The organism is Kineococcus sp. GCM10028916, assembly GCF_042674865.1.
Taxonomy (GTDB): Bacteria; Actinomycetota; Actinomycetes; order Actinomycetales; family Kineococcaceae; genus Kineococcus.
Genome location: NZ_JBHTFM010000020.1, coordinates 36,081 through 57,546 on the forward strand (window position 1 = coordinate 36,081; position 21,466 = coordinate 57,546).

A 21,466-nucleotide genomic window follows, 5' to 3' on the forward strand; every position below is an offset into this window, starting at 1 on the left:
ACGGTCTAGCGTCGCGGCCGCAGGGTCATCGCCTCGTGGAACTCCTCCTCCGACAGGGGCGCTCCGGGCAGCCGGTGGGGGCGGTCGCGGGCGGGGGCGAGTCCGTCGAGCAGGACGCCCAGGGTCCGTCGCCAGTGCTCGGGGCTCACGGTGCCGCCGATCTGGGCCGCCGCCTGGACGGCGTGCAGCAGGGTGGCGACGTCGGTCCCCGCGACGTCTGGTCGCAGGACGCCGGCCTCGCGGCAGCGCGCGGTCAGCCGGTCGACCAGCGGTCCGAGCTCGGCGCGGGCGAGGGCGACCCCGACCTGGCCGTGCGCGGGTGAGAGGACCGCGTCGCGCAGGCCCCGGTCGGCGGCCATCCGGGAACTCGCCGCCTCCAGGTAGGTGACCAGACCGTCCCAGGGATCCTCTGCAGCACAGGCGGTCTCGGCGAGACCGACGAGTGCGCGGATGCGGTCCTCGAACAGCGCCTCGACCAGGGCGTCCTTGTCGGCGAAGCGCCGGTACACGGTGGCCACCCCGAGTCCCGCGTGGTGGGCGACGTCGTCGAGGGTGGCGGCGAGGCCCCGCTCGGCGAAGACCTCGACGGCCGCTTCGAGCGTCCGCCGGAGGTTGCGTTCGGCGTCGCGGCGCAACGGGCGCTGGAGCGTGTCGTCGGTGTCCACGGCCGCATCCTACGCCGAAGCGGAGATGACTTCTCCCTTTTCGCTGGTACCCTCGACGCGAAGCGGAGAAGTCGTCTCCGCTGAGTTGGAGGAACCCCAGGATGAGCAGTACCGAGCAGGGTCGCCACCTCGCGCGACCGGACGCGGCGACCGCGGACGGAGCGCGGACACCCCGTCCCCGCACGCCCGGCGACGGCGCGCACGTGGCCGCACCCGCGGCCCCCGGCAAGGCGCAGTGGGTCGTGCTGGCGGTCCTGTCGCTGGCCCAGCTGATGGTCGTCCTCGACGCGACCATCGTGAACATCGCGCTCCCGACCGCGCAGCAGGCCCTCGGGTTCTCCGACGAGAACCGCCAGTGGGTGGTGACCTCCTACGCGCTGGCGTTCGGCAGCCTCCTCCTGCTGGGCGGTCGGCTGTCCGACCTCGTCGGGCGCAAACCCATGTTCCTCGTCGGGCTCGTCGGGTTCGGGCTCGCCTCTGCCCTCGGCGGTGCCGCCCAGGGTTTCGGCCTGCTCATCGTGGCCCGCGCGCTGCAGGGTGCGTTCGGGGCGATGCTCGCCCCCGCCGCCCTGTCGCTGCTGACGACCACCTTCACCGACCCCGCCGCCCGCACCAAGGCGTTCGGCATCTTCGGCGGCGTCTCCGGCGCCGGCGGTGGCATCGGCCTGCTCCTCGGCGGGGTCCTCACCGAGCACCTGTCCTGGCGCTGGTGCCTCTACATCAACGTCGTCCTCGCCGTCGTCGCGGTGATCGCGGGCGCGCTGCTGCTCAAGCACGAGAAGTCCCCCGACCGTCCCGTGCTGGACTGGGCCGGAACGGTTCTCGCGATCCTGGGCCTCGTCGGGGCCGTCTACGGCCTGGCCGGTGCGGAGTCGAACGGCTGGGCCGCGCCGTCCACCTGGGGTTTCCTGACCGCCGGGGTCGTGCTGCTCGCCGTGTTCTGCTGGTGGCAGTCCCGCGCGGAACACCCGCTGCTGCCGTTGCGCGTCGTCCTCGACCGCGACCGCGGCGGGGCGCTCATCGGGATCGCCGTCGTCGGCGCGGGGATGTTCGGCATCTTCCTGTTCCTGACCTACTACATGACCTCGACGCTGGGGTACTCCCCGGTGCAGACCGGCCTCGGGTTCCTGCCGATGATCGCGGCGATCTCCGTCGCCGCCGGCGTCGTGGGTTCGGTGCTGATGCCGCGCTTCGGGCCGAAACCCCTGACCCCGACGGGGTTGCTCCTCGCCGCGCTCGGGATGGTCTGGCTGACCGGCATCGACGTGGACTCCGCCTACGCCTCGGCGATCCTGCCCGGGTTGCTGGTGACCGGGCTCGGTCTGGGTTTCGTGTTCGCCTCGGCCATGGCGACGGCGACCCTGGGCATCCAGGCCTCCGACGCGGGCGTCGGCTCGGCGATGGCCAACACGTCCCAGCAGATCGGCGGTTCGATCGGGACCGCCCTGCTGTCCGCCTTCGCCGGCAGCGCCGCGTCGAACTGGTTGAGCGAGAACGTCACCGGTGCCCCGACGGCGGCGGACGCGGCGCACGCCGCCGTCGCGAGCTACCACACGGCGTTCTGGTGGTCGGCGGGCTTCTTCGCCGTCGGTGCCGTCGTGACGGTGCTGCTGCTGCGCCGAGGTGCTCCCTCGATCGACCCCGACGCGGCACCGGTCATCGCCCACTGACCCCGTCGCTCAGAGCTCGACGGTCTCGTTCTCCCCGCCGGAGTACGGCTGACCGGTCACCTTGGCCTTGGCGAAGCTGACGAGCGAGGCGATGCGACCACCGGGCGTGTCCCAGTACTCGGCCGACTCCCCCGTGACGTGGAGGAGGACGACGTCCGCGTCGTCCTTCCCGTCGGGGAACCACGCCTCGACGACCGCGTTCCACAGGTCGGCCTTGCGGGCGGGGTCGACCACCAGCATGCCCTTCCCGGTCAGCGACACCCAGCTGCTGTCGGTGGCGACGGTGACGTTCACCAGGGGGTTGCGGGCCAACTGCTCGAACTTCCGGGACGTGCGCTCGGCGAAGAACCACAGGTCCCCGTCGAAGTCGACCTGCTGGACGGCCATGGGACGGCTGATCGGCCTCCCGTCCAGGTCGCTCGTGGTGAGGAAGGCGGTGCGGCTGCCCTTGAGCAGCTTCGCGACGGTGCTGACGTCCTGCGGGACGGACGGCTGATCGGACACGGTGGACCTCCAGGTCGAAGGCCCCCACCGTCCTCCACCGGCGCTCACCCCGCACGCCGAACGGCGCCCGCACCACCCCCACCGCGTTCGCCGGTGGTGGATCTCCTACCGGCAGAAAACCCTTCCCTCACAGCCGGGGCGGGCCGACGGTGGAGTCATCCACTCACCGAGGGAGGCACCGATGAGCACGACCACCCTGGCCGGCCCGTTCGACGACCAGTTGTCCCAACGCCTACTGTTCCAACGCATCGTGGTCCTGGGGCAGGAGGTCGACGACGCGATCGCGAACCGCGTCGCCGCGCAGCTCCTGCTGCTGTCGGCCGACGACCCGAAGAGCGACATCGCGCTGTACGTCAACTCCCCCGGGGGTTCGATCAGCGCCGGGCTCGCGATCTACGACACCATGCGGTTGATCCCCAACGACGTCTCGACGCTGGTGATGGGGATGGCCGCCAGCATGGGGCAGTTCCTGCTCTGCGCGGGGACCGCCGGCAAGCGCTACGCCCTGCCGCACGCGCGGGTCATGATGCACCAGCCCTCGGGTGGGATCGGCGGCACCGCGGCCGACATCGCGATCCAGGCGGAGAACCTCGCCCACACCAAGGCGACGATGCAGCGCCTCATCGCCGAGCACACCGGTCAGGACGTCGAGACGATCGAGCTCGACTCCCAGCGCGACCGGTGGTTCACCGCAGAGGAGGCCCGGCAGTACGGGATGGTCGACCACGTCGTCACGGGGGTCACCGACGTCCGGCTGGGCAGCGCCCGGAAGGTGGGGCTGTGACGTGGCTGCGCAGATGAGTTACCCGATCCCCTACGTCGTCGAGACCACCGCCCGCGGGGAACGCACCTCCGACGTGTTCAGCCGGTTGCTGTCGGACCGGATCGTGTTCCTGCACGGCGAGATCGACGACGGTGTCGCGAACGTCGTCATCGCCCAGCTGGTCCACCTCGCCTCGGAGTCGCCGACGGCGGAGATCAACCTCTACATCAACTCCCCCGGCGGTTCCGCGACGGCGTTGATGGCGATCTACGACACCGTGCAGTTCGTCCAGCCGGACGTGGCGACGTTCTGCGTCGGACAGGCTGCGTCGGCGGCCGCCGTGCTGCTGGCCGCGGGCGCCCCGGGGAAGCGCTCGGTGCTGGAGCACTCACGGGTCCTGCTGCACCAACCGTCGGGCGGCGCGCAGGGAACGGCCGCGGACCTGCAGATCCAGGCGAAGGAGGTGCTGCGGATCCGCTCGGAGATCGAGGAGGTCCTCGCGCGGCACACCGGTCACCCGGTCGAGCGGCTGCGCGCCGACCTCGACCGCGACCTCGTCCTGCCGGGCGCCGCGGCCGTCGCCTACGGCGTCGCCGACCGGGTGATCACCCCGTCCCCGGCGCTCCCCGCCTGAGAGCGGGTCGTCAGGCGACGAGGGAGAGGGAGACCGTGGGCGCGGCGGACGCGGGGGCGAAGGCCGTCGCGCTCGTCACGTCGGTGACGTAGGAACCGGTGCGCTGCAGCAGTTCCGCGAGCGGGAGTGCCAGCGCCGAGCAGATCGCGGCCAGCACCTCCGAGGAGGGTTCCTTGCGCCCCCGCTCGACCTCGGAGAGGTACGGCAGCGACACCCGGGCCCCGACCGCGACGTCGGAGAGCGTGCGGCGCTGCTCGAGGCGTTCGGTGCGCAGGACCGCGCCGATCGCGTGGCGCAGCAACGGATCCGGGCGGCGACGAACCCGGTCACGGGAGGCACGGGTCGGGACCAGGGTCAGCTTCGGCACGGGAACCTCCAGGCGAGGGAACCCTCGTGAAACTACGCCCGGAGTTGGGACCGCCGCGCTGCTGTCCGCTCAGGGCGGACAGCAGCGCGGCGGGTTCTGGGGGGCGTCAGCTACGCCCGTGGACCGTCGCCATCTCGACCTGCTCGTCGATGACGTCGGAGATGCGGGCCTGCACGGTGTCGAGCTCGCGGATGATCGCCGCGGTCTCGTTGATGCCGCTGGACACCGCGTTGCTCGAGGCCTGGATCCCGGCGATCTGCTGCGCGACGCGCTGGGTGGCGTCCGCCGTCTCTCGCGCCAGGTCCTTGACCTCGCTGGCGACGACGGCGAAACCGCGACCGAGTTCACCGGCACGGGCGGCCTCGATGGTCGCGTTGAGCGCGAGGAGGTTCGTCTGGTCGGCGATGGCCGAGATGATCTTGATGACCTCGCCGACCGCGGCCGAGGCCTGGGTCAGGGCGTCGACCTCGCCGGTCATGTTGGAGGCCTGCCCGACGGCGGCGTCGGCGACCCGGCCCGCGTCGGTGACGGCCTCGCGCAACCGGGAGACGGTGTCCAGCAGCGCCGCCGAGGACGCCGCGTCGTTCTCCGAACGGCGGAGGACGTCGAGGCGCTGGGACACCAGCTGCTGGACGTTGCGCAGCGCCGAGGCGCGGGACTCGGAGAGGTCGATGACGTCGGTGGTGAAGAAGTCCATCGTCCCCACGACCTGCCCCTCGGACACGATCGGGAAGCAGACCCCGGACTTCACCCCGGCGCGCTGCGCCGCGGGAGCCCGCACGCAGTCGGTCATCTCGGCGAGGTCGCGGACGAAGACGAGATCACGGGCCCGCCAGGCGCGACCGGACAGGCCGACCCCCTCGGCGAAGCTCGCGGACAAGGTGACCCGGCGGAACTCCTCGCCGGCCGAACCGGACTCGACCTGGAACTTGAGGGTGTTGCTGGCGGGGTCGAGCGCCCAGTAGGACCCGTAGGCCCAGCCGAAGGCCTCGCGCACCGTCTCCAGCGCCCGGCGCAGCGCGCCGTCCTGGTTGCGGGCGTCACCGACGCTGGACACGACGGTGGTGACGGCGGCGCGGTCGTTGAGGGTCTCCTGCAGGGTCGCGGTGTCGAGGGCGCGACGACGGGCGTGCGCGGCGACACGACCGATGGCCAACCACTTCTCGGACCGCCCGCCGAAGAACGGCAGCTGGTGGCGGGAGTAGTACTCGTGGATCGCGACGACCCGACCGCCCTCGACGACGGGGATCTGACCGCCGCTGCCGGCGCCGCCCGCGCGGGCGTCGCGCCAACGCTGGCACCTCAGCGACTCGGCGGAGTCGTCGCACTGCACGGGTTCACGGGTGGAGATCGCCTGACCGCCGCAGCCGTCCTGCGTGCCGACGGTGGTCCCGCGGGAGGCGGCGAGCGCCGGAGCGAGGTCACCGACCTCAGCGGCGAGGACGAACTTGCCGTCGGGGCCGGGCAGCCAGATCCCGCCGTAGCTGAGCTCGAGGGCCTGGACGAGGGCACGGACGCAGGCGAGCTGGGCGTCGAGCTCGGTGGTCACCCCGGAGTCGAGGCTGGACAGCACCGCCTCCAGCGCCTCGACGTCGCGGGGCATCGGACCGGTGAAGACCGCGCCGCCGGCCGAGGCCGAGCCCTTCTTGCGTCCGAACACGTCGGTCCCCCCGAGTCACGAAGCTTCTAGAAACACTGCTCCCCTCTCATCGGCGGGACCGTCGGAGGGCTTGAGGGGAGTCACCGGGACAGGTGTTCGCGCAGCGCCGCGAGCCCGCGGTGGGCGTTGCTGCGCACGGTGCCCGTGGTGACGTCGAGCAGGTCGGCGATCCGCTCGTCGGAGTAGTCCTCGAAGTGGCGCAGCACGAGGACCGTCCGCTGCTTGGTCGGCAGCTCGCGCAGCGCCTCGAGCAGCGCGTCCCGGTCGGCGATCTGGTTCGTCGAGTCCGCGAGACCGGCGTCGGGGAGGACCTCCGTCGCGTGCTCCCGGCGGGCGGCCCGCCGCCAGAACGACGTCGAGGCGTTGACGACCATGCGGTTGACGTAGGCGACCGGGTCGTCGGCCGCGCTGACCCGGCCCCACTTCAGCAGGGCCTTCGCCAGCACGTCCTGCACGACGTCCTCGGCCGTGTGCGGGTCGCGCAGCAACCCGCGCGCCAGGCGGACCAGCGCGGGGCCACGGGCCTCGACGAACTCCTCGAAGGTCAACCTGGCGACCTCCTGGTCACTGCGGGTGCTCACGATCATCGTGGCGCACCGCCCGCGTCCTGCAGCGTCGCGGCCTTGCCGAGGGCGGTCGTCGCGAGGTCGGCGGCCCGGGTGAGGGCGTCGCTGCTGGTGGACTGGTAGCTCTCGAGGTCGACCCGCACGACCAGTTGACCCTGGCGCGCAACGACGGCGGAACGCCACATCGGGTTGTTGCCGTACTGCTGGTACGCGGCCGTGCCGGCGACGACCTGGTCGGCCTGGACACCGGTCTGGTCCGCGAGCTGCCACGGCGCCGTCTCGTCGGTCTGCTGGGTGCACGCCTGCGCGTCGGCACCCACGGCGGCCATCCAGTCCTCGGCGGCCGCTCCGCGGAACAGCATGACCCGCACCGAGGCGTTCTCGGGGAAGGGTGAGACCACCGACGGCTCACCGCCCCAGCTGAGGCTTCGTGAGTCGACGACGCTCGCCGCTCCGTCGTAGGTCGCGGTCGTGCAGAAACCCGTGTCGGTCGAGGGGTTGGGACCTTCCAGGGGCTCCACCCCCGGCAGGACGGCCGTCACCTCCTGCGTCGTCGGCAGCAGCGCGTCGGGGATGGCCGTCACGGTGCTCGGCGACGGGGTCGCCGTCGCGATCGGGACGACGGTCGGCGGCGTACCGGGCCACTGCGAGAGGCCGATCGGCACCCCGAGGGCGAGGACCGCGACGACGCCGACCACGCCCTGCCGACGCCGTCTGATCGTGCGGGCACGCCCCCGCGCACCCGCCGCGAGCGCGTTCACGTCGACCCCGGTCTCCGCCGCCCCGGCGCGCTGCAGCGCGCGGACGACGTCCGCCTCGTCGACTCCCCTCCTGTGCTCGCTCATGCCGATCCCCTCCTCCGCGGGCCGGTCGTTCCGGCGTCACGTGCAACAGACGCGCTGCTCCACGTGTCCGTTGCACGGGAGCTCCAGGAGATCCACCCGGGTCCTGACCGTCCTGACGATCACCGTGACCCTCGGGGCGTGCAGCGCGGAGTCATCCGATTCCCCGCGGTGCAGCCGTCCAGCACCAGGAGCGTGAGCAACCCCACGACCACCGCACCGTTCCAGCCGAACGGGGTGTCCAACCCCTGCTGACCCGACGCCCGCCGGAGTGGCACCACCTCACCGGTGGCTCCCACCCCGACGCCGTCGTCCACGGACGAGGCGGCTCGACGAGCGGCGGCGTCGACGCGGTCATCGCCCGCCACGAGACGGACGGCTCGTGGCGGTTCGTCCCGCTGGAAGGACAGGGCGGCGACGGGAGGCGCTGGTCCACCTGCTCCTCCGCCCAGGACCCCGAGGTCCTACGAGAACCCCGTGACGGCGACACCGCGGTGGCCGTGAGCACTCACCCGGCGGCGCGCACGGCCAGACGTCCGTCCGCTGGTTCGTCCGGGTGACAGGACCTCGTCACACCAGTTGAACTCTCAAGCAACCAGTGGGGTACGTCGAACTGATGCACATGCGCAAACGACTGGGTGACCTGAAGATCGCCGGCAAGCTCGCTCTCGGCTTCGGGGCCGTCTGCCTCCTCCTGATCGCGGCGGTCGGCCTGGGCGTGCAGACCCTGCACACCTCGCAGGCCACCATCGCGGCGATGTCGGACGTCGTCGTCCCCGGCGTGCAGTACAGCGGGACCGTGAAGTACGCCTTCGCCCAGACGCGGTTGGACCTGACCTCCACCGCGCTGGCCTCCGACCCGGCCGCGCTGGGCACGGCGCAGTCGGCGCTGGCCTCCGACGACACCACGCTCGACACGGCGTGGAAGGGCTACCTCGACACCTCGCCCGTCTCCACCCAGGCCGACCGCGACTCCTTCGCCGCGGACCTGGCGGCGTTCCGCGAGGCCCGCAAGGACCTCGTGGCCGCCGCGACCGCCGGGAACCTCGACGCCTTCAAGGCGGCGCGCGACAGCGAGATCCTGCCCCTGACCACCCGGATCAACACCACGCTGGACCGCATCCAGAAGGCCGAGGTCGACAACGCCAAGACCACCTCGGCCCTGGGAGCCGCGCGCTACCGCCAGTCGTTCCTGCTCCTCGTCGGGCTCGGTGTGGTGGCGCTGCTGGTGGCCGCGGTCATCGCCGTCGTCGTGGCCCGCTCCATCACCCGCCCGCTGGCGCGGACGGCGGCCGTCGTCCGGGGGCTGGCCGAAGGTCGCCTGGACCAGCGCGTGGCTCACACCGCCGCCGACGAGATCGGCCAGCTCGCCCACGCCGTCGACACCACCATGGACAAGCTGACCGCGACCCTCACCGAGATCACCGCCACCGCCGACGTCCTGGCCGGCTCCAGCGAGGAGCTCTCCGCCGTGGCCACCCAGCTCTCCTCCGGCGCCGAGGAGTCCGCCGCCCAGACCCAGGTCGTCTCCGCGGCCGCCGAGGAGATCAGCGCCAACATCGGGACCGTCGCCGCCGCCGGGGAGCAGATGACCGCGGCCATCGGTGAGATCGCCACCTCCACCGCCGACGCCTCGACCACGGCGGCCTCCGCCGTCGGCGCCGTCGACGGTGCCGTCCAGACCCTGCACCGCCTCTCGACGTCCAGCCAGGAGATCGGCGACGTCGTCAAGCTCATCACCTCGATCGCCCAGCAGACCAACCTCCTCGCCCTCAACGCCACCATCGAAGCCGCCCGCGCCGGGGAGATGGGCAAGGGCTTCGCCGTCGTCGCCGGTGAGGTCAAGGAGCTGGCCCAGCAGACCGCGCGCGCCACCGAATCCATCACCGCTCGCGTCGCCACCACCCAGAACGACGTCGACCAGGTGGCCGGTGCCATCGGCCAGATCACCGAGGTCATCGCCCGCATCGACGCCCTGCAGTCCACCATCGCCGCCGCCGTCGAGGAACAGTCCGCCACCACGAACGAGATGGTCCGCAACGTCAGCGAGGTGTCCACCGGCAGTCAGGAGATCGCGCTGAACATCTCCGGTGTCGCAGCCGCTGCCGAGCAGACCACCAGTGGTGCCCGGCAGACCGCCACCACGGCCTCGGAGGTCTCCCGGGCCGCGACCCGCCTGAAGCAGCTCACCGGCGCCTTCACCCTCTGACCTCCCGGTCCTCGGACACCCGGGTCAGGCGCCCTGACCACCCGTCACCGGCAGGACCGCCCCGGAGACGAACGACGCCCGGTCGCTGAGCAGCCAGCAGGCCGCTTCGGCCATCTCCTCCGGCTGGGCGATGCGCCCCAACGGGATCGCCGCGGTCCCGGCCTCGATGATGCCGGGGCTCGCGACCTCCCAGTCCCGCACCATGTCCGTCAACGTCAGGCCGGGGGCGATGGCGTTCACCCGGATCCCGTCCGGACCGTAGGTCACCGCGGCGCTCGCGGTGAGGGAGTTCACGGCCCGCTTCGCCGTCCCGTACGCGGGCAGCATCGGGTTCGCGTGCAGCGCGCCGATGCTGGAGGTGTTGACGATGGCGCCGCCACCGCCGGCGCGCATGGCCCGGACCTGGGCGGCGACGGCGAAGAACACCCCCTTGTGGTTCAGCCGCTGGACCCGGTCGAAGTCCTCCTCGGAGAACTCCGCGATGCCCTGCGGGGGGACGTTCATCCCCGCGTTGTTGAAGGCCGCGTCGAGGCGGCCGTGCCGTTCGAGGACGACGTCGACGACCCGCTGCACGTCCGCGACGTCGCCGAGGTCGGCGGTCACGCTCGAGACGGTGGAGCCGTGCTCGCGCAGCTCCTCGACGAGGGCGGTCATGTCGCTGCGGGCGGCGAGGACGAGCGTCGCGCCCTCCCGGGCGAACAGCCGGGCCGCGGCGGCACCGATCCCCCGGCTCGCTCCGTTGATGAGGGTCACTTTGTCCTGCAACATCTTCTCGGTCATGTCCCCACCGTGCGCGGGCCGGACGGGGACAGCCAGGTACACCGCGTACCTGGCTGGGTCGGCGTCCGGGGCGCACCCTGGGGACGTGGACCGCAGAGCACTCGCCGACTTCCTGCGCAGCAGGCGGGAACGGATCGCCCCGCACGACGCCGGTTTCCCGGTGGGCCGTCGCCGGACCCCGGGCCTGCGCCGCGAGGAGGTCGCCGCGCTCGCGCACGTCTCGCCGGAGCACTACACCCGCCTGGAGCAGGCGCGGGGCTCCCGGCCCTCGCGGCAGGTGCTGACGGAACTGGCCCGGGCGTTGCGGTTGTCCGACGCCGAACGCGGGCACCTCTTCGACCTCGCCGGGGAACCGCTGGACCGTCCGGACGAGATCTCCACCGACGTCCCCCCGCACGTGCGGGAGCTCCTCGACCGGCTGCCTGGGACCGCCGTCCTGGTGTTCGACGCGCGGTTCGACGTCATCGCCTGGAACCCGCTGGCCGCCGCTCTGCTGGAGGACTTCTCGGCGGTCGCGCCGAAGGAGCGGAACCTGCTGCACCGCTACTTCCTGGACCTGGACCCCGCGACCCGGCACTACGGCCTGTCGCACGGTGAGGACTTCGCCCGCTACGCCGTGGCCCGGTTGCGCTCGGCCCTGGCCCGCTACCCCGGCGACCGCCGTCTGCGGGTCCTGTTGCGGGAGTTGCGGTCCGGCAGCCCGGAGTTCGTCGAACGCTGGGAACGCGACGACGAGGTCGTCGTCACCCGGCACCTCACCAAGGCGGTGGACCACCCCGTCGTGGGACGCCTCGACCTCGACTGCAGCGTCCTCCTGGTCCCCGACCGGGACCAGGAGGTCGTGCTCTTCACCGCGCCGCAGGGCTCCGCGGCCGCGGAGGCCCTGGAACTGCTCGGGGTGGTGGGGAACCAGTTCAGCGGGGCTCGTGCCGGGCGATGACGGAGAAGTCGTCGTCACCGTGACCGGCGCGCTGGGCCTCGAGCAGGGCCTGGGCCGCCGCCGTCAGCGCCGGCAGCGGCAGCGTCGAGGTGTCCAGCATCAGCCCGGCGTCCTTGAGCAGCAGGTCCGCGGAGAACTGCGTGTTCCCGAACTCCCCGCTGCGCAGGTTGTCCCCCTTCATCCCCGCGATGAGACCCAGCCCGGTGCCCTTGAGGGTCGTGAGGACCTGCTCGAGGTCCAGGCCGCCGGACGTGCCGAGCCGGACGGCCTCGACGAGGCCCTGGAAGGAGACCGCGAGCGCCAAGTTCGCCACGAGCTTGCCGGTCGCGGCGGCGGCCGCCTCGGGCAGCACCTGCAGGCGTTCAGGGTCGGCCCACAGCGACACGAAGGGGAGCGCCGCGTCCGCGTCCGGGCCGCCGACGAGGACGCCGAGGGACCGGTTCGCGGCCGGCCCCAGCGATCCGACGACCGGGGAGTGGACGTGCCGGACGCCACGCTCGTGCGCCCAGGCGGCGTGCTCGGCGGCGTCGGCGGGCGAGATCGTGGTGACGTCGATCCACAACGTCCCGGCGGCCAGGTCGAGCCCGTCGAGCACGACCTCGCGCACGGCGGCGGGCCCGAACAGGGCGGTGACCACGACCTCGGCCCCGGTCACGGCGTCCTGGGCGTCGCGCGTGGCGCTCGCCCCGGCGGTGACGAGGTGGCCGGCGAGGACGCGCCCCATGCGGCCGAGACCGAGGAAGGCGATCCGGCGGGGCTGATCGGTGGGCGGTTGCGTGGGCACGGCCGGATGCCACGGGCGGGCCTCCCCCGCGGCACCCCACGGTTCGCCGCGGTGCGTCGGCGAGCGACGGAGGCGGGAGACGATCAGGGACGATCGACGGACGTCGGACACCGGGCCACGTCCCTAGGCTGACCCGGTGAGCGCCCTCGTCACTCCCGTCGACCCGTGGGTCACCCGCTGGCGCTTCGCGCCGCGGGTGCGGGACGTGCTGGCCATCCTCATCTCGTTGTTCTTCGCGTTCGCCTGGTTCCACGCCGTCGTCGTCGGTCCGGAGCGCAGCCAGGCCGGCGGCCCGCCCGCGTTCGTCTCGCACGGGATCCCGTGGGGCTCGGTCACCCCGGTCCAGGTGGGCATGGCCGTCGTCGTCGTGGCGACGTGCCTGGCGCTGTGGTGGCGACGCAGCCACCCGGTCCTGCTGTGCATCGTGACCTTCGCCGTGGCGTTCCTCTTCGCCTTCGACGGTGCGCTCTTCCTCGCGCTCCTGACCCTGGCGGTCCGGCGCCGGGACCGGTTGCTCGTGCTGGCGGCGGTCGTGGCCGGGGTGGCGGTGACGTCCTCGAGCCTGCGGACCTCCGCCGACGGGTGGACGCTCGCGATCACCTGGTCGCTCATCGGGGTGTCCCTGGGCACGTTCGTCGGGGCGTTCGTGGGCGCCCGTCGTGATCTCGTCCGGTCGCTGCGCGAACGCGCCGAACGGGCCGAGCACGAACAGGTGCTGCGGGCCGAGCAGGCCCGGTTGGCCGAACGCACCCGGATCGCGCGGGAGATGCACGACGTCCTGGCGCACCGCATCTCGCTGGTGGCGCTGCACGCGGGCGGGTTGGAGGTACGTCCCGACGTCGGGCCGGACCAGGTCGAGTCGACGGCCGCGACGATCCGCGAGACGGCGCGCTCGGCCCTGGAGGACCTGCGCCGGGTCTTGGGTGTCCTGCGGGCTCCCGGGACGTCGTCGGCCGCGACGTCCGCAGCCGAACTCGCCCCGCAACCGACGCTGGTCGACGTCCGCCGGCTCGTCGAGTCGACCCGCGAGGCGGGGGTGGCAGCGGAGTTCCGCACCGACGTCCCCGTGCACGCCGACGTCCCGGCCGAACTCGGGCGCACCGTGTACCGGGTCGTGCAGGAGGGGCTGACGAACGTCCACAAGCACGCGCCGTCGGCGCAGACCGTGGTGACGATCTCCGGTGAGGTCGGCCGCGAGATGCTGGTGTCGGTGGTGAACGCGCGGCCCAACGGCCAGGCGACGGGCCTGCCCGGGGCCGGTTCCGGTCTCGTCGGGCTCTCGGAGCGGGTGGGGCTGGCGGACGGGACGATCACCTCCGGTCCGGAGCCCGGGGGCGGTTTCGCGGTGCGGGCCCGGTTGCCGTGGGCCGTCGCGGACGGCCGTCCCCGTCGGCCGGGATCCGCGGCCTGGACGCCGCCGGATGCGAGGATCGTCCGGACCCCGGCCGGGACCGGTCGGGCCGAGGAACCGTGAACGACGTGACCGAGCAGAGCAGAACGACGAGGAGAACCCGGTGAGCGGACCCGACGGGTCGCAGCAGAACGGCAGGCCCACCCGGGTGCTGCTGGTCGACGACGACGCCCTGGTGCGGGCGGGGCTGCGGATGATCCTGTCCAGCGCCACCGACATCGAGGTCGTGGGCGAGGCCGAGAACGGGGCCCAGGCCGTCGAGGGGGTCGCGGCGCACCGCCCGGACGTCGTGCTGATGGACGTGCGGATGCCCGTGATGGACGGGCTGACCGCGGCGAAGGCCATCACCGAACGCCCGCAGGCCCCGAGCGTCGTGATGCTCACGACGTTCGACCTCGACGAGTACGTGTTCCAGGCCCTGCAGGCCGGGGCGACGGGTTTCCTGCTGAAGGACACCCCGCCGCGCGAACTCGTCGCCGCGGTGCGGATCGTCGCCGCCGGTGAGGCGATGCTCTCCCCCACCGTGACCCGTCGCCTCGTCGGGCACTACGCCGCGGACGCCGTGAACCCCCGTCGCCGCGAGGCGACCGAACGGCTGACCCTGCTGACCGAACGCGAACGCGAGGTCCTCGCCTGCGTCGGTCAGGGGATGTCGAACGCCGAGGTCGGCAAGGAGCTGTTCATGAGCGAGGCGACCGTGAAGACCCACGTGTCGCGCCTGCTGACGAAGCTCGAGGCCCACAACCGGGTGCAGGTCGCGATCGTCGCCCACGACGCGGGCCTCCTGGACGTCTGACCACCCGTGATCCCGCTGGGGGAACCCAGCGGGATCACGGTCGAGGGTCAGCGACCGGCGGTGGCGAGGGTCTCGAACTCCTCGTCGGTGAGTTCGACGTCGGCCGCGGCGAGGTTCTCCTCGAGGTGGGCGACGGTCGAGGTCCCGGGGATCGGGACGATGACGGGCGAGCGCCGCAGCAACCAGGCGAGGGCGAGCTGCGAGGTGGACGCCTCGTGGTGCTGCTTCGCGATCTCGTCGAGCGGCCCGCCCGGTCGGGCGAGGGTCCCGGCGTCGACCGGGGCCCACGGGATGAAGGCGATCCCCTGCTCCTCGCAGAACTCGAGCAGGTCCTCGGCACGACGGTCGCCCAGGTTGTAGCGGTTCTGGACCGAGGCGATCGACAACCCGGCGGCCTGCGCGGCCTTCACCTCGTCCACGCCGACCTCGGACAACCCGACCTGCAGCGCGAGGCCCTCGTCGACGAAGGACTTGATCTCGCCGAACTGCTCCTCCGCCGGCACCTTCGCGTCGATGCGGTGCAACTGCCACAGGTCGATCCGCTCGACGCCGAGGCGGCGCAGCGACATGAGGAGGCACTGGCGCAGGTACTCGGGGCGACCGAGCGGCGGCCAGACGTCGGGGCCGGAACGGGTCAGACCGCCCTTGGTGGCGATGACGACGTCGCCGTACCCCGAACCGTCGTGGAGGGCCTCCTTGATGAGGTCCTCGGAGTAGTAGGGGCCGTAGGAGTCGGCGGTGTCGATGAAGGTGACGCCGAGTTCGACGGCCCGGCGCAGGACGCGGACGGCTTCGTCGTGGTCCTTCGGCGGACCCCAGACACCGGGGCCGGTGATGCGCATGGCGCCGTAACCGAGTCGGTGGACGGTCTTGCCGCCGAGGTCGATGGTTCCACTGGCGGAGACGGGCACTGGTCCTCCTGCGGGGAGTTCACGAGAGCTGGCCCCGGAACGGTAGGTCGCGCGCCCCGGCCCCGCATCCGGGAACCCCACCCGTGATCTTGCCGGGAAACCCAGCAAGATCACGGATGGGGAGGTGGGCGGTTCGAGGAGACCTCAGCGCAACAGCTCCGGCGTCCGGAACGGCACCCCGTGCACGTGGGTCGCGAGGAACGCGAACACCGTCTCGTACCAGAGCGCCGTGTGGCCCGGGGTGAGCACCCAGTGGTTCTCGTCGGGGAAGTAGAGGAACCGGTGCGGCAGCTCGGCCGGGTCGCCGCTCCACTGCTGGTTCAGCGTCCACCACAACCGCAGCCCCTCGCCGATGGGGACGCGGTAGTCCTTGTCGCCGTGGATGACGAGCATCGGCGTCACGATCTTCGCGGCGTGCGCGGCGGGGTCGTTGGCCGCCTGCATCTGCTGCGTCATCTCCCGCGACCAGTACCAGGCCGCGTCCGTGGTCGGCCCGAACTGGTCGAGCGCGAAGAGGCTGGCGTGGGTGACGATCGCGCGGAACCGGTCGGTGTGACCGGCGATCCAGTTCGCCATGTAGCCGCCGAAGGACCCGCCCATCGCGGCCGTACGGGCGGCGTCGAGGTCGGGACGCTCCAGCGCCGCGTCCGTCACCGCCATCAGGTCGGTGTAGGGCCGATCACCCCAGGCTCCCCACCCGCGGGCCAGGAACTCCGCGCCGTAGCCCGTCGACAACCCGGGGTCGGGCAGCAGGACCGCGTAGCCGCGGGCGACGGCCAGCCACGGGTTCCACCGCCACGACCACGCGTTCCACGACCCGAGCGGACCGCCGTGGATCCACAGCAGCAACGGCGCCGGTGCGGCGTCGCTGGCCCCGGCCGGGAGCGCGAGCCACGCCCGCAGCGGGCTGCCGTCGAGCGCGGTCGCGGTGACCTCGGTGAGCGACCCGGGCAGGTCGGGCACCGTGGTCGGCCCGCGGAGGACGACCGGTTCCTGACCGGCCACCCGCGCGTCGAGGCGCACGACCGCGGGTGGGGCGTCGACGGCGGAGCGCACCGCGAAGACGTGCGCGCCGTCGGGGGAGACCTGCAACGACCCGTAGGCGCCCGCGTCACCGCTCAGCCGGGTCCGGGACCCGTCGCTGAGCGCCACCCGGAACACCGGTGCGGCGCCGTGGTCGTCGACGGCGAGGAAGAGTTCGTCGGAGCCCGGCCCCCACTGCGGCGCGGCACCCCACACGTCCCAGTCGGCGACGACGTCGCGGGCCGGGGCCGAACCGTCGACGGGCACGACGACCAGCCGCAGGCGGGGCGGCAGCGTCGGCGTCGAGACGGACTCCGCGACCGCGGCGACCCAGCGACCGTCCGGGGACACCGACAGCGCACCGAACTCCCGTTCGGGGTCCTCGGCGACGACGCGGACGGAACCGTCGTCGGTGGCGATCGCCACGACGCGGACGTGCTGCGCACCGTGCCCGCTGAACACCGTCTCGGTGGTGAGGAGTTCCCGGCCGTCGGGGGTCAGCGCGGCCGAGGCCTCGTCGTAGCGGCGTCCCGGCGTCGGCGTGAGGTCCCGCCAACGACACGAAAACCGTTCTCCCGCAGCAGGTTCAGAGGGGACGTCGGCCACGAGGTAGCGCGGTTCGTCCGGTCCGAGGTCGCTGTCCCAGTACCGCACGGGGTAGCCCGCGTGCAGGATGGCGTTGACGCCGGCATCTTTGCGGGCCGTGCGCCGGGCGGCGTCCGACGTCGGACCCTCGGTCGCGTCGTCGGACCCCGGCAGCGTCGACGACGTGACCACCACGCGGTCCCCCCGGCGGGCGGTGAGCGGGGTCGCGACGCCTCCCGGGCGCGACCCGACGGCCCGGGCCTCTCCGCTGACCGGCAGGGCCCACAACGCCGCCGGGGCGTCGTCCTTCGACTCGGTGTCCGGATCCCGGCGTGCGGAGGTGAACAGCAACGTGCCGTCGGCGACGAACGCCGGTGACCCCTCCGCGGCGGAACCGCGGGTCAACCGGTGGGCCGGTCGCCCTCCCGTGGGATCGACCTCCCAGAGCGCCCCGCGCCACCGGGTGCGTTCACGGTCGAGCGTGGCGACCGTCGTCACCAGCCGCGAGCCGTCCGGGGAGAGGGTCAGCCCGCTGAGGCGGGGCAGGGCGAGGAAGGCGTCGAGGTCGGCGAAGGGTCCGGCGGCAGGACCGGTGACGGGATCGGTGGCACGGGGCACGACGACAGTCCTACTCCCCCGCCGGTCCGAACTGCCGGGCGGCTCCGACGGTGCGACAGTTCGCGCGTGACCATCACCACCACCGGCATCAGCCACCTCCGCCTCACCGTCCGCGACCTCGCCGCGTCGCGGCACTTCTACGACACCCTCTTCGGCTGGGACGTCGCGGTGGAGATGCCCGCGGACGCCGACGAGGCGACCCGCGAGCAGCTCTGGTTCCTCTTCGGCGGAATCATCTACAGCTCCCCGAGCGGGCTCTTCGGGTTGCGTCCCGTCGCCCCCGGGAGCGACGGGTTCTCCCCGGACCGGGTCGGACTGGACCACCTGTCGCTGTCGGTGGCCTCCCGGGCCGACCTCGACGCGGCGGTCGAGGTGCTCGACTCCCTCGGCGCGCCGCACGGTGAGGTGAAGGACATCGGGTCGATGTTCCTGCTGGAGTTCCGCGACCCCGACGGGATCGCGCTGGAGCTGGCGGCGCCGAAGGCCTGACCTCTGCCCCCTCCGGCGGTGTCGGAGGGGACGGACAGACTGTCCGGGTGGACGTGACGGCTGACCTGCGTGCTCTGGGCCGGGTGCCGGAGCTGGGACTCGTCGTCGTGCCCGGCGGTCTCGGGCTGGCCGCGGGTGGCCACCGCTGGGCCGTGGCCACCACCGAGCCCGCCGACCTGCTGCGCGCGTTGGAGGCGGAGTTCGCCCCCCGCTGGACGTGGTGGTCGGCGTCCGCCGCGCTGGGCCGGGTCGCTCCGGTGCACCTGGCCCGGTGCCACGACCTCGCCGCGGTGCACCGGCTCGCGTTCGGCGGCGCGCGCGAGGACGCGGGCGCCGTCTGGGCGGGCGCGCACGACCGTCCCGTTCCCCCACCACCCTCGCGGCGGCCCCTCGCCGCCCACGGCACCGGTCTCCTCGACCTCGACGGGGCGGGGGCCGACGACGAACCGGTCCGCGAGGACGGCCAGGTGTCGCCCACCTGGGCCGAGGGGTCGGCCTTCGACGTCGACCTGCCGCTGCGGCTGGAGCGGGCCGCGCGCTGGGCCGAGCTGGCGCTGGCCGTCGCGGCGGCGCAGTCCCGGGTCCTCGCCACCCGGCCCGACGGGCGGGTCACCCCGGGTGGGCCACCCCTGGCGGTCCAGACGGGGTTCGCGGAGTCGGCGGCGGCCGTGCTGGCCGTGGAACTGTCGCGGACCGGGTTGCCGCTGGACCGGAGCACCGCCGAGGCGATCGTCGCGGACGCCGTGGGTCCACGTCCCTCCTCCCCCGGTGACGAGCAGCGGTTGCGCGCCCTGCGCGACGCACCCGTCCGCGAACACCTCGGGGAGATCGACCTGCGCAACCCCGCCCAGGTGCTCTCGGGGCTGCGCAGTCTGGGCTTCGACGTCACCGACACCCGGGCCTGGCGGCTGGAACGGCTGCGTGACGCCCACCCGGGGATCGCGGCCCTCCTGTCGTGGCGCAAGGGCGAGCGGCTGGCGACGACGTACGGCTACCGCTGGCTGGACGAGCACGTCGGCCCGGACGGCCGGTTGCGGGGCGAGTGGTCCTCGGCCGACGCGGCGGCCGGGCGGATGACGGCACAGGCCGGTCTGCACAACCTGCCGGCGGAACTCCGCCCCGCCGTCGCGGCCGAGCGGGGACACGTCCTCGTCCGGGCGGACCTCGGGCAGGTGGAACCCCGGGTCCTCGCGGCCGTCTCGCACGACCCGGGCTTCGTCGCCGCGACGCAGGCCGACGACCTCTACGCCCCCGTCGCCGCCGCGCTCGCCGTGGACCGCCCCACGGCCAAGGTCGCCGTCCTGGCCGCGATGTACGGGCAGACCTCCGGGGCCGCGGGCGAGGCCCTGAAGCGGATGGACCGCGCCTACCCGAGCGCGCTGGGTTACCTGCGCGCGGCGGAGGAGGCCGGCCGCCAGGGGCAGGACGTCAGGACCTACGGCGGGCGGCGGGTGCGGATGTACGAGATCGCCGACGGCGGCGACGCGGGGGCCGCGATCGCCGCCCGGGGGCGGTTCGCCCGCAACGCCGTCGTCCAGGGTGCCGCCGCGGAACTGTTCAAGGCGTGGGCGGCGACGGTCCGGGCCGGGTTGTCCGGCACCGGGGGACGGATCGTGCTGTGCCTGCACGACGAACTGCTGCTGCACGTCCCGGAGGCCGAGGCCCAGCAGGCCGCGGAGCTCCTGACCGCCGCCCTGGACCAGACCGCCGCCCGCTGGTCGGCGGGCAGCGGGGTGCGCTTCGTCGCCGACGTCTCGATCGTCAGGCGGTGGTCGGAGGCGAAGTAGGACACCCCGACCCCGCCCGGGACCGGGGTGCGGTCACTGGCCGCCGAAGGCGCTGACGTGCTCGGCGGCGAACTCACCGAAGGACCACGGCTGACCCGTCGCCTCCAGCACCGACCACCACAGGTCGCCGTGCGGGTCGACCTGGTTGCGGGCCGAGACGGCGAGGGCGATCGGGATGTGCACGAAACGCCGGCGCCAGCGGCCGACCACCATGTTCGTCCGGCCGGCCATCGCGGCGTGGACCGCGGCGTGCGCGAGGCGGATGCAGTAGACGCTGTCGTAGGGGTTCGCGGGGACGCTGCGGATGACGTAGCTCGGGTCGATGTAGCGCATGTTCAGCTCGAGGTCGTGCTTGGCGAAGTCGTCGGTGATGGCCTGGCGCAGCAGTCGGCCGACGTCCTGGAGCTTCTTGTTGCCCGACGCGTCCTTGAGGCCGTCGTCGTCGAAGAGCTCCTGCCCGGCACCCTCCGCGGCGACGACGAGGGCGTGGCCCTGGGTCGCGACCTTCTCGCGGAGCTTCTCGAGGAACCCGCCGGGGCCCTCGAGGCTGAACGGCACCTCGGGGATCAGCACGAAGTCGGCGTCGTTCTGGGCGAGTGCGGCGTAGCAGGCGATGAAGCCCGAGTGGCGCCCCATGAGCTTGACGATGCTGACGCCGTTGGGCGCCGTCCGCGCCTCGACCTTCGCCGAGCGGATCGACCGGGTGGCCTCGCTGAAGGCCGACTGGAAGCCGAAGCTCTGGTCGATGAAGGGGATGTCGTTGTCGATCGTCTTCGGGATGCCGACGATCGCGATCTTGAGGTCGCGTTCCTTGATCTCGGCGGAGATCTTCTGGGCGCCGCGCATGGTGCCGTCGCCGCCGATGACGAAGAGGATCGAGATGCCCATGCGCTCGAGGCAGTCGACGACCTCGACGGCGTCCTGCTGGCCGCGGGAGGTCCCGAGGATCGTGCCGCCCTCGCCGTCGATGTTGCCCACCGACTCGGGCGTCAGGTCGACGACGTCGTGGCCGTAGCGGGGGATGAAGCCCTGGTAGCCGTTCTTGAACCCGTGGATCCGGCGGACGCCGTAGTGGGTGGTGAGTTCGGAGACCAGGCCGCGGATGACGTTGTTGATGCCCGGGCAGAGCCCACCGCAGGTGACGATCCCGACGCGGGTCTTGGAGGGGTCGAAGAAGATCTTCTTCCGCGGCCCGGTGGGTTCGAGGCTGGGCAGGTCCTCGAGGTCCCCGTCGCGACGGGACACCTTGGAGAGGGTGTCGTCGAAGAGGACGCGGTCGGTCTCCTCGATGTAGTGGTGCGTCGTGCGCCGGGCCTGGAGGCGGGGGGCGAGCGGGGAGTCGACGGTGCGCGGTCCGAGCGCCTCGACGGTGAAGTCGATCGGCTCACGACGCGCGGGACTGTCGATGGGCTCAGCCATGGCTGCGCTGGTCCTTTCCTGGCGACGACGTCGAGGTTCCATC

General features: G+C 72.8%; 20 protein-coding genes. 9 read left to right on the forward strand and 11 right to left on the reverse strand.

Features of this window, described 5'->3' with window-relative positions; all coding sequences use genetic code 11:
• Nucleotides 1-5: 5 nt before the first annotated feature.
• Nucleotides 6-665 carry a TetR/AcrR family transcriptional regulator gene (locus ACFQ46_RS20770; RefSeq protein WP_380261640.1) on the reverse strand — a complete coding sequence of 220 codons (660 nt, stop codon included), beginning with the start codon at nucleotides 663-665 and terminating at the stop codon, nucleotides 6-8.
• A 101-nt stretch (nucleotides 666-766) separates the two neighbouring features.
• On the opposite strand from ACFQ46_RS20770, the gene ACFQ46_RS20775 reads away from it, so the two are divergent.
• A complete protein-coding gene (locus ACFQ46_RS20775; protein WP_380261642.1) occupies nucleotides 767-2,335 on the forward strand; it encodes an MFS transporter in 1,569 nt (522 codons plus the stop codon).
• A gap of 9 nt (nucleotides 2,336-2,344) precedes the next feature.
• On the opposite strand, the gene ACFQ46_RS20780 is transcribed toward ACFQ46_RS20775, so the two are convergent.
• Nucleotides 2,345-2,839, reverse strand: coding sequence for a pyridoxamine 5'-phosphate oxidase family protein (locus tag ACFQ46_RS20780; protein ID WP_380261644.1), 495 nt, complete (start codon nucleotides 2,837-2,839; stop codon nucleotides 2,345-2,347).
• Nucleotides 2,840-3,020: 181 nt separating this feature from the next.
• Here ACFQ46_RS20780 and ACFQ46_RS20785 point away from each other — a divergent pair, with 181 nt between their 5' ends.
• Both ACFQ46_RS20785 and ACFQ46_RS20790 read left to right on the forward strand, forming a co-directional pair.
• Nucleotides 3,021-3,623 carry a ClpP family protease gene (locus tag ACFQ46_RS20785; RefSeq protein WP_380261646.1) on the forward strand — a complete coding sequence of 201 codons (603 nt, stop codon included), beginning with the start codon at nucleotides 3,021-3,023 and terminating at the stop codon, nucleotides 3,621-3,623.
• Nucleotides 3,624-3,636: 13 nt separating this feature from the next.
• Nucleotides 3,637-4,236, forward strand: a complete 600-nt coding sequence (locus ACFQ46_RS20790; protein WP_380262015.1) for an ATP-dependent Clp protease proteolytic subunit — start codon at nucleotides 3,637-3,639, stop codon at nucleotides 4,234-4,236.
• A 10-nt stretch (nucleotides 4,237-4,246) separates the two neighbouring features.
• On the opposite strand, the gene ACFQ46_RS20795 is transcribed toward ACFQ46_RS20790, so the two are convergent.
• The 4 genes from ACFQ46_RS20795 to ACFQ46_RS20810 all read right to left on the reverse strand — a co-directional run bounded on the left by ACFQ46_RS20795 (nucleotide 4,247) and on the right by ACFQ46_RS20810 (nucleotide 7,674).
• A complete protein-coding gene (locus ACFQ46_RS20795; protein WP_380261648.1) occupies nucleotides 4,247-4,603 on the reverse strand; it encodes a helix-turn-helix domain-containing protein in 357 nt (118 codons plus the stop codon).
• 106 nt (nucleotides 4,604-4,709) lie between these two features.
• Nucleotides 4,710-6,263, reverse strand: a complete 1,554-nt coding sequence (locus ACFQ46_RS20800; protein ID WP_380261650.1) for a methyl-accepting chemotaxis protein — start codon at nucleotides 6,261-6,263, stop codon at nucleotides 4,710-4,712.
• 80 nt (nucleotides 6,264-6,343) lie between these two features.
• A complete protein-coding gene (locus ACFQ46_RS20805; RefSeq protein ID WP_380261652.1) occupies nucleotides 6,344-6,844 on the reverse strand; it encodes a SigE family RNA polymerase sigma factor in 501 nt (166 codons plus the stop codon).
• Nucleotides 6,845-6,846: 2 nt separating this feature from the next.
• Nucleotides 6,847-7,674 carry a hypothetical protein gene (locus ACFQ46_RS20810; protein ID WP_380261654.1) on the reverse strand — a complete coding sequence of 276 codons (828 nt, stop codon included), beginning with the start codon at nucleotides 7,672-7,674 and terminating at the stop codon, nucleotides 6,847-6,849.
• Between the two features lie 619 nt (nucleotides 7,675-8,293).
• Here ACFQ46_RS20810 and ACFQ46_RS20815 point away from each other — a divergent pair.
• Nucleotides 8,294-9,880 (forward strand): methyl-accepting chemotaxis protein, encoded by a 1,587-nt coding sequence (locus ACFQ46_RS20815; RefSeq protein ID WP_380261656.1) that lies wholly within the window; start codon nucleotides 8,294-8,296, stop codon nucleotides 9,878-9,880.
• A gap of 24 nt (nucleotides 9,881-9,904) precedes the next feature.
• Here the strand turns inward: ACFQ46_RS20815 and ACFQ46_RS20820 are convergent, their stop codons facing one another.
• A complete protein-coding gene (locus ACFQ46_RS20820; RefSeq protein WP_380261658.1) occupies nucleotides 9,905-10,660 on the reverse strand; it encodes an SDR family NAD(P)-dependent oxidoreductase in 756 nt (251 codons plus the stop codon).
• Nucleotides 10,661-10,745: 85 nt separating this feature from the next.
• Here ACFQ46_RS20820 and ACFQ46_RS20825 point away from each other — a divergent pair, with 85 nt between their 5' ends.
• Nucleotides 10,746-11,600, forward strand: coding sequence for a helix-turn-helix transcriptional regulator (locus tag ACFQ46_RS20825; RefSeq protein ID WP_380261660.1), 855 nt, complete (start codon nucleotides 10,746-10,748; stop codon nucleotides 11,598-11,600).
• On the opposite strand, the gene ACFQ46_RS20830 is transcribed toward ACFQ46_RS20825, so the two are convergent.
• Nucleotides 11,575-12,324: an NAD(P)-dependent oxidoreductase gene (locus tag ACFQ46_RS20830; RefSeq protein WP_380262017.1), complete on the reverse strand. Its 750-nt coding sequence runs from the start codon at nucleotides 12,322-12,324 to the stop codon at nucleotides 11,575-11,577. The genes ACFQ46_RS20825 and ACFQ46_RS20830 overlap by 26 nt on opposite strands.
• Before the next feature lie 196 nt (nucleotides 12,325-12,520).
• Here ACFQ46_RS20830 and ACFQ46_RS20835 point away from each other — a divergent pair, with 196 nt between their 5' ends.
• Entirely contained in the window at nucleotides 12,521-13,858 is a 1,338-nt protein-coding gene (locus ACFQ46_RS20835) for a sensor histidine kinase (RefSeq protein ID WP_380261662.1), read from the forward strand.
• A gap of 40 nt (nucleotides 13,859-13,898) precedes the next feature.
• Nucleotides 13,899-14,591 carry a response regulator gene (locus ACFQ46_RS20840; RefSeq protein ID WP_380261664.1) on the forward strand — a complete coding sequence of 231 codons (693 nt, stop codon included), beginning with the start codon at nucleotides 13,899-13,901 and terminating at the stop codon, nucleotides 14,589-14,591.
• 47 nt (nucleotides 14,592-14,638) lie between these two features.
• On the opposite strand, the gene ACFQ46_RS20845 is transcribed toward ACFQ46_RS20840, so the two are convergent.
• Together ACFQ46_RS20845 and ACFQ46_RS20850 are read right to left on the reverse strand one after the other, a co-directional pair.
• Nucleotides 14,639-15,502, reverse strand: a complete 864-nt coding sequence (locus ACFQ46_RS20845) for an aldo/keto reductase (RefSeq protein ID WP_380261666.1) — start codon at nucleotides 15,500-15,502, stop codon at nucleotides 14,639-14,641.
• Nucleotides 15,503-15,646: 144 nt separating this feature from the next.
• Entirely contained in the window at nucleotides 15,647-17,728 is a 2,082-nt protein-coding gene (locus ACFQ46_RS20850) for a prolyl oligopeptidase family serine peptidase (protein ID WP_380261668.1), read from the reverse strand.
• A gap of 66 nt (nucleotides 17,729-17,794) precedes the next feature.
• On the opposite strand from ACFQ46_RS20850, the gene ACFQ46_RS20855 reads away from it, so the two are divergent.
• Nucleotides 17,795-18,217: a VOC family protein gene (locus tag ACFQ46_RS20855; RefSeq protein WP_380261670.1), complete on the forward strand. Its 423-nt coding sequence runs from the start codon at nucleotides 17,795-17,797 to the stop codon at nucleotides 18,215-18,217.
• Nucleotides 18,218-18,264: 47 nt separating this feature from the next.
• Nucleotides 18,265-20,004 (forward strand): DNA polymerase, encoded by a 1,740-nt coding sequence (locus ACFQ46_RS20860; RefSeq protein WP_380261672.1) that lies wholly within the window; start codon nucleotides 18,265-18,267, stop codon nucleotides 20,002-20,004.
• Between the two features lie 33 nt (nucleotides 20,005-20,037).
• Here the strand turns inward: ACFQ46_RS20860 and ACFQ46_RS20865 are convergent, their stop codons facing one another.
• Nucleotides 20,038-21,423, reverse strand: a complete 1,386-nt coding sequence (locus ACFQ46_RS20865; protein WP_328293348.1) for an ATP-dependent 6-phosphofructokinase — start codon at nucleotides 21,421-21,423, stop codon at nucleotides 20,038-20,040.
• Nucleotides 21,424-21,466: the final 43 nt, after the last annotated feature.

What these genes read in the sequence shown, in the direction of transcription:
- ACFQ46_RS20865 (WP_328293348.1), bottom strand. Translation starts at nt 21,423, where the DNA reads ATGGCTGAGCCCATCGACAGTCCCGCGCGTCGTGAGCCGATCGACTTC.
- ACFQ46_RS20810 (WP_380261654.1), bottom strand. Translation starts at nt 7,674, where the DNA reads ATGAGCGAGCACAGGAGGGGAGTCGACGAGGCGGACGTCGTCCGCGCG.
- ACFQ46_RS20790 (WP_380262015.1), top strand. Translation starts at nt 3,637, where the DNA reads ATGAGTTACCCGATCCCCTACGTCGTCGAGACCACCGCCCGCGGGGAA.
- ACFQ46_RS20815 (WP_380261656.1), top strand. Translation starts at nt 8,294, where the DNA reads ATGCGCAAACGACTGGGTGACCTGAAGATCGCCGGCAAGCTCGCTCTC.
- ACFQ46_RS20830 (WP_380262017.1), bottom strand. Translation starts at nt 12,324, where the DNA reads ATGGGGCGCGTCCTCGCCGGCCACCTCGTCACCGCCGGGGCGAGCGCC.
- ACFQ46_RS20785 (WP_380261646.1), top strand. Translation starts at nt 3,021, where the DNA reads ATGAGCACGACCACCCTGGCCGGCCCGTTCGACGACCAGTTGTCCCAA.
- ACFQ46_RS20820 (WP_380261658.1), bottom strand. Translation starts at nt 10,660, where the DNA reads ATGACCGAGAAGATGTTGCAGGACAAAGTGACCCTCATCAACGGAGCG.
- ACFQ46_RS20775 (WP_380261642.1), top strand. Translation starts at nt 767, where the DNA reads ATGAGCAGTACCGAGCAGGGTCGCCACCTCGCGCGACCGGACGCGGCG.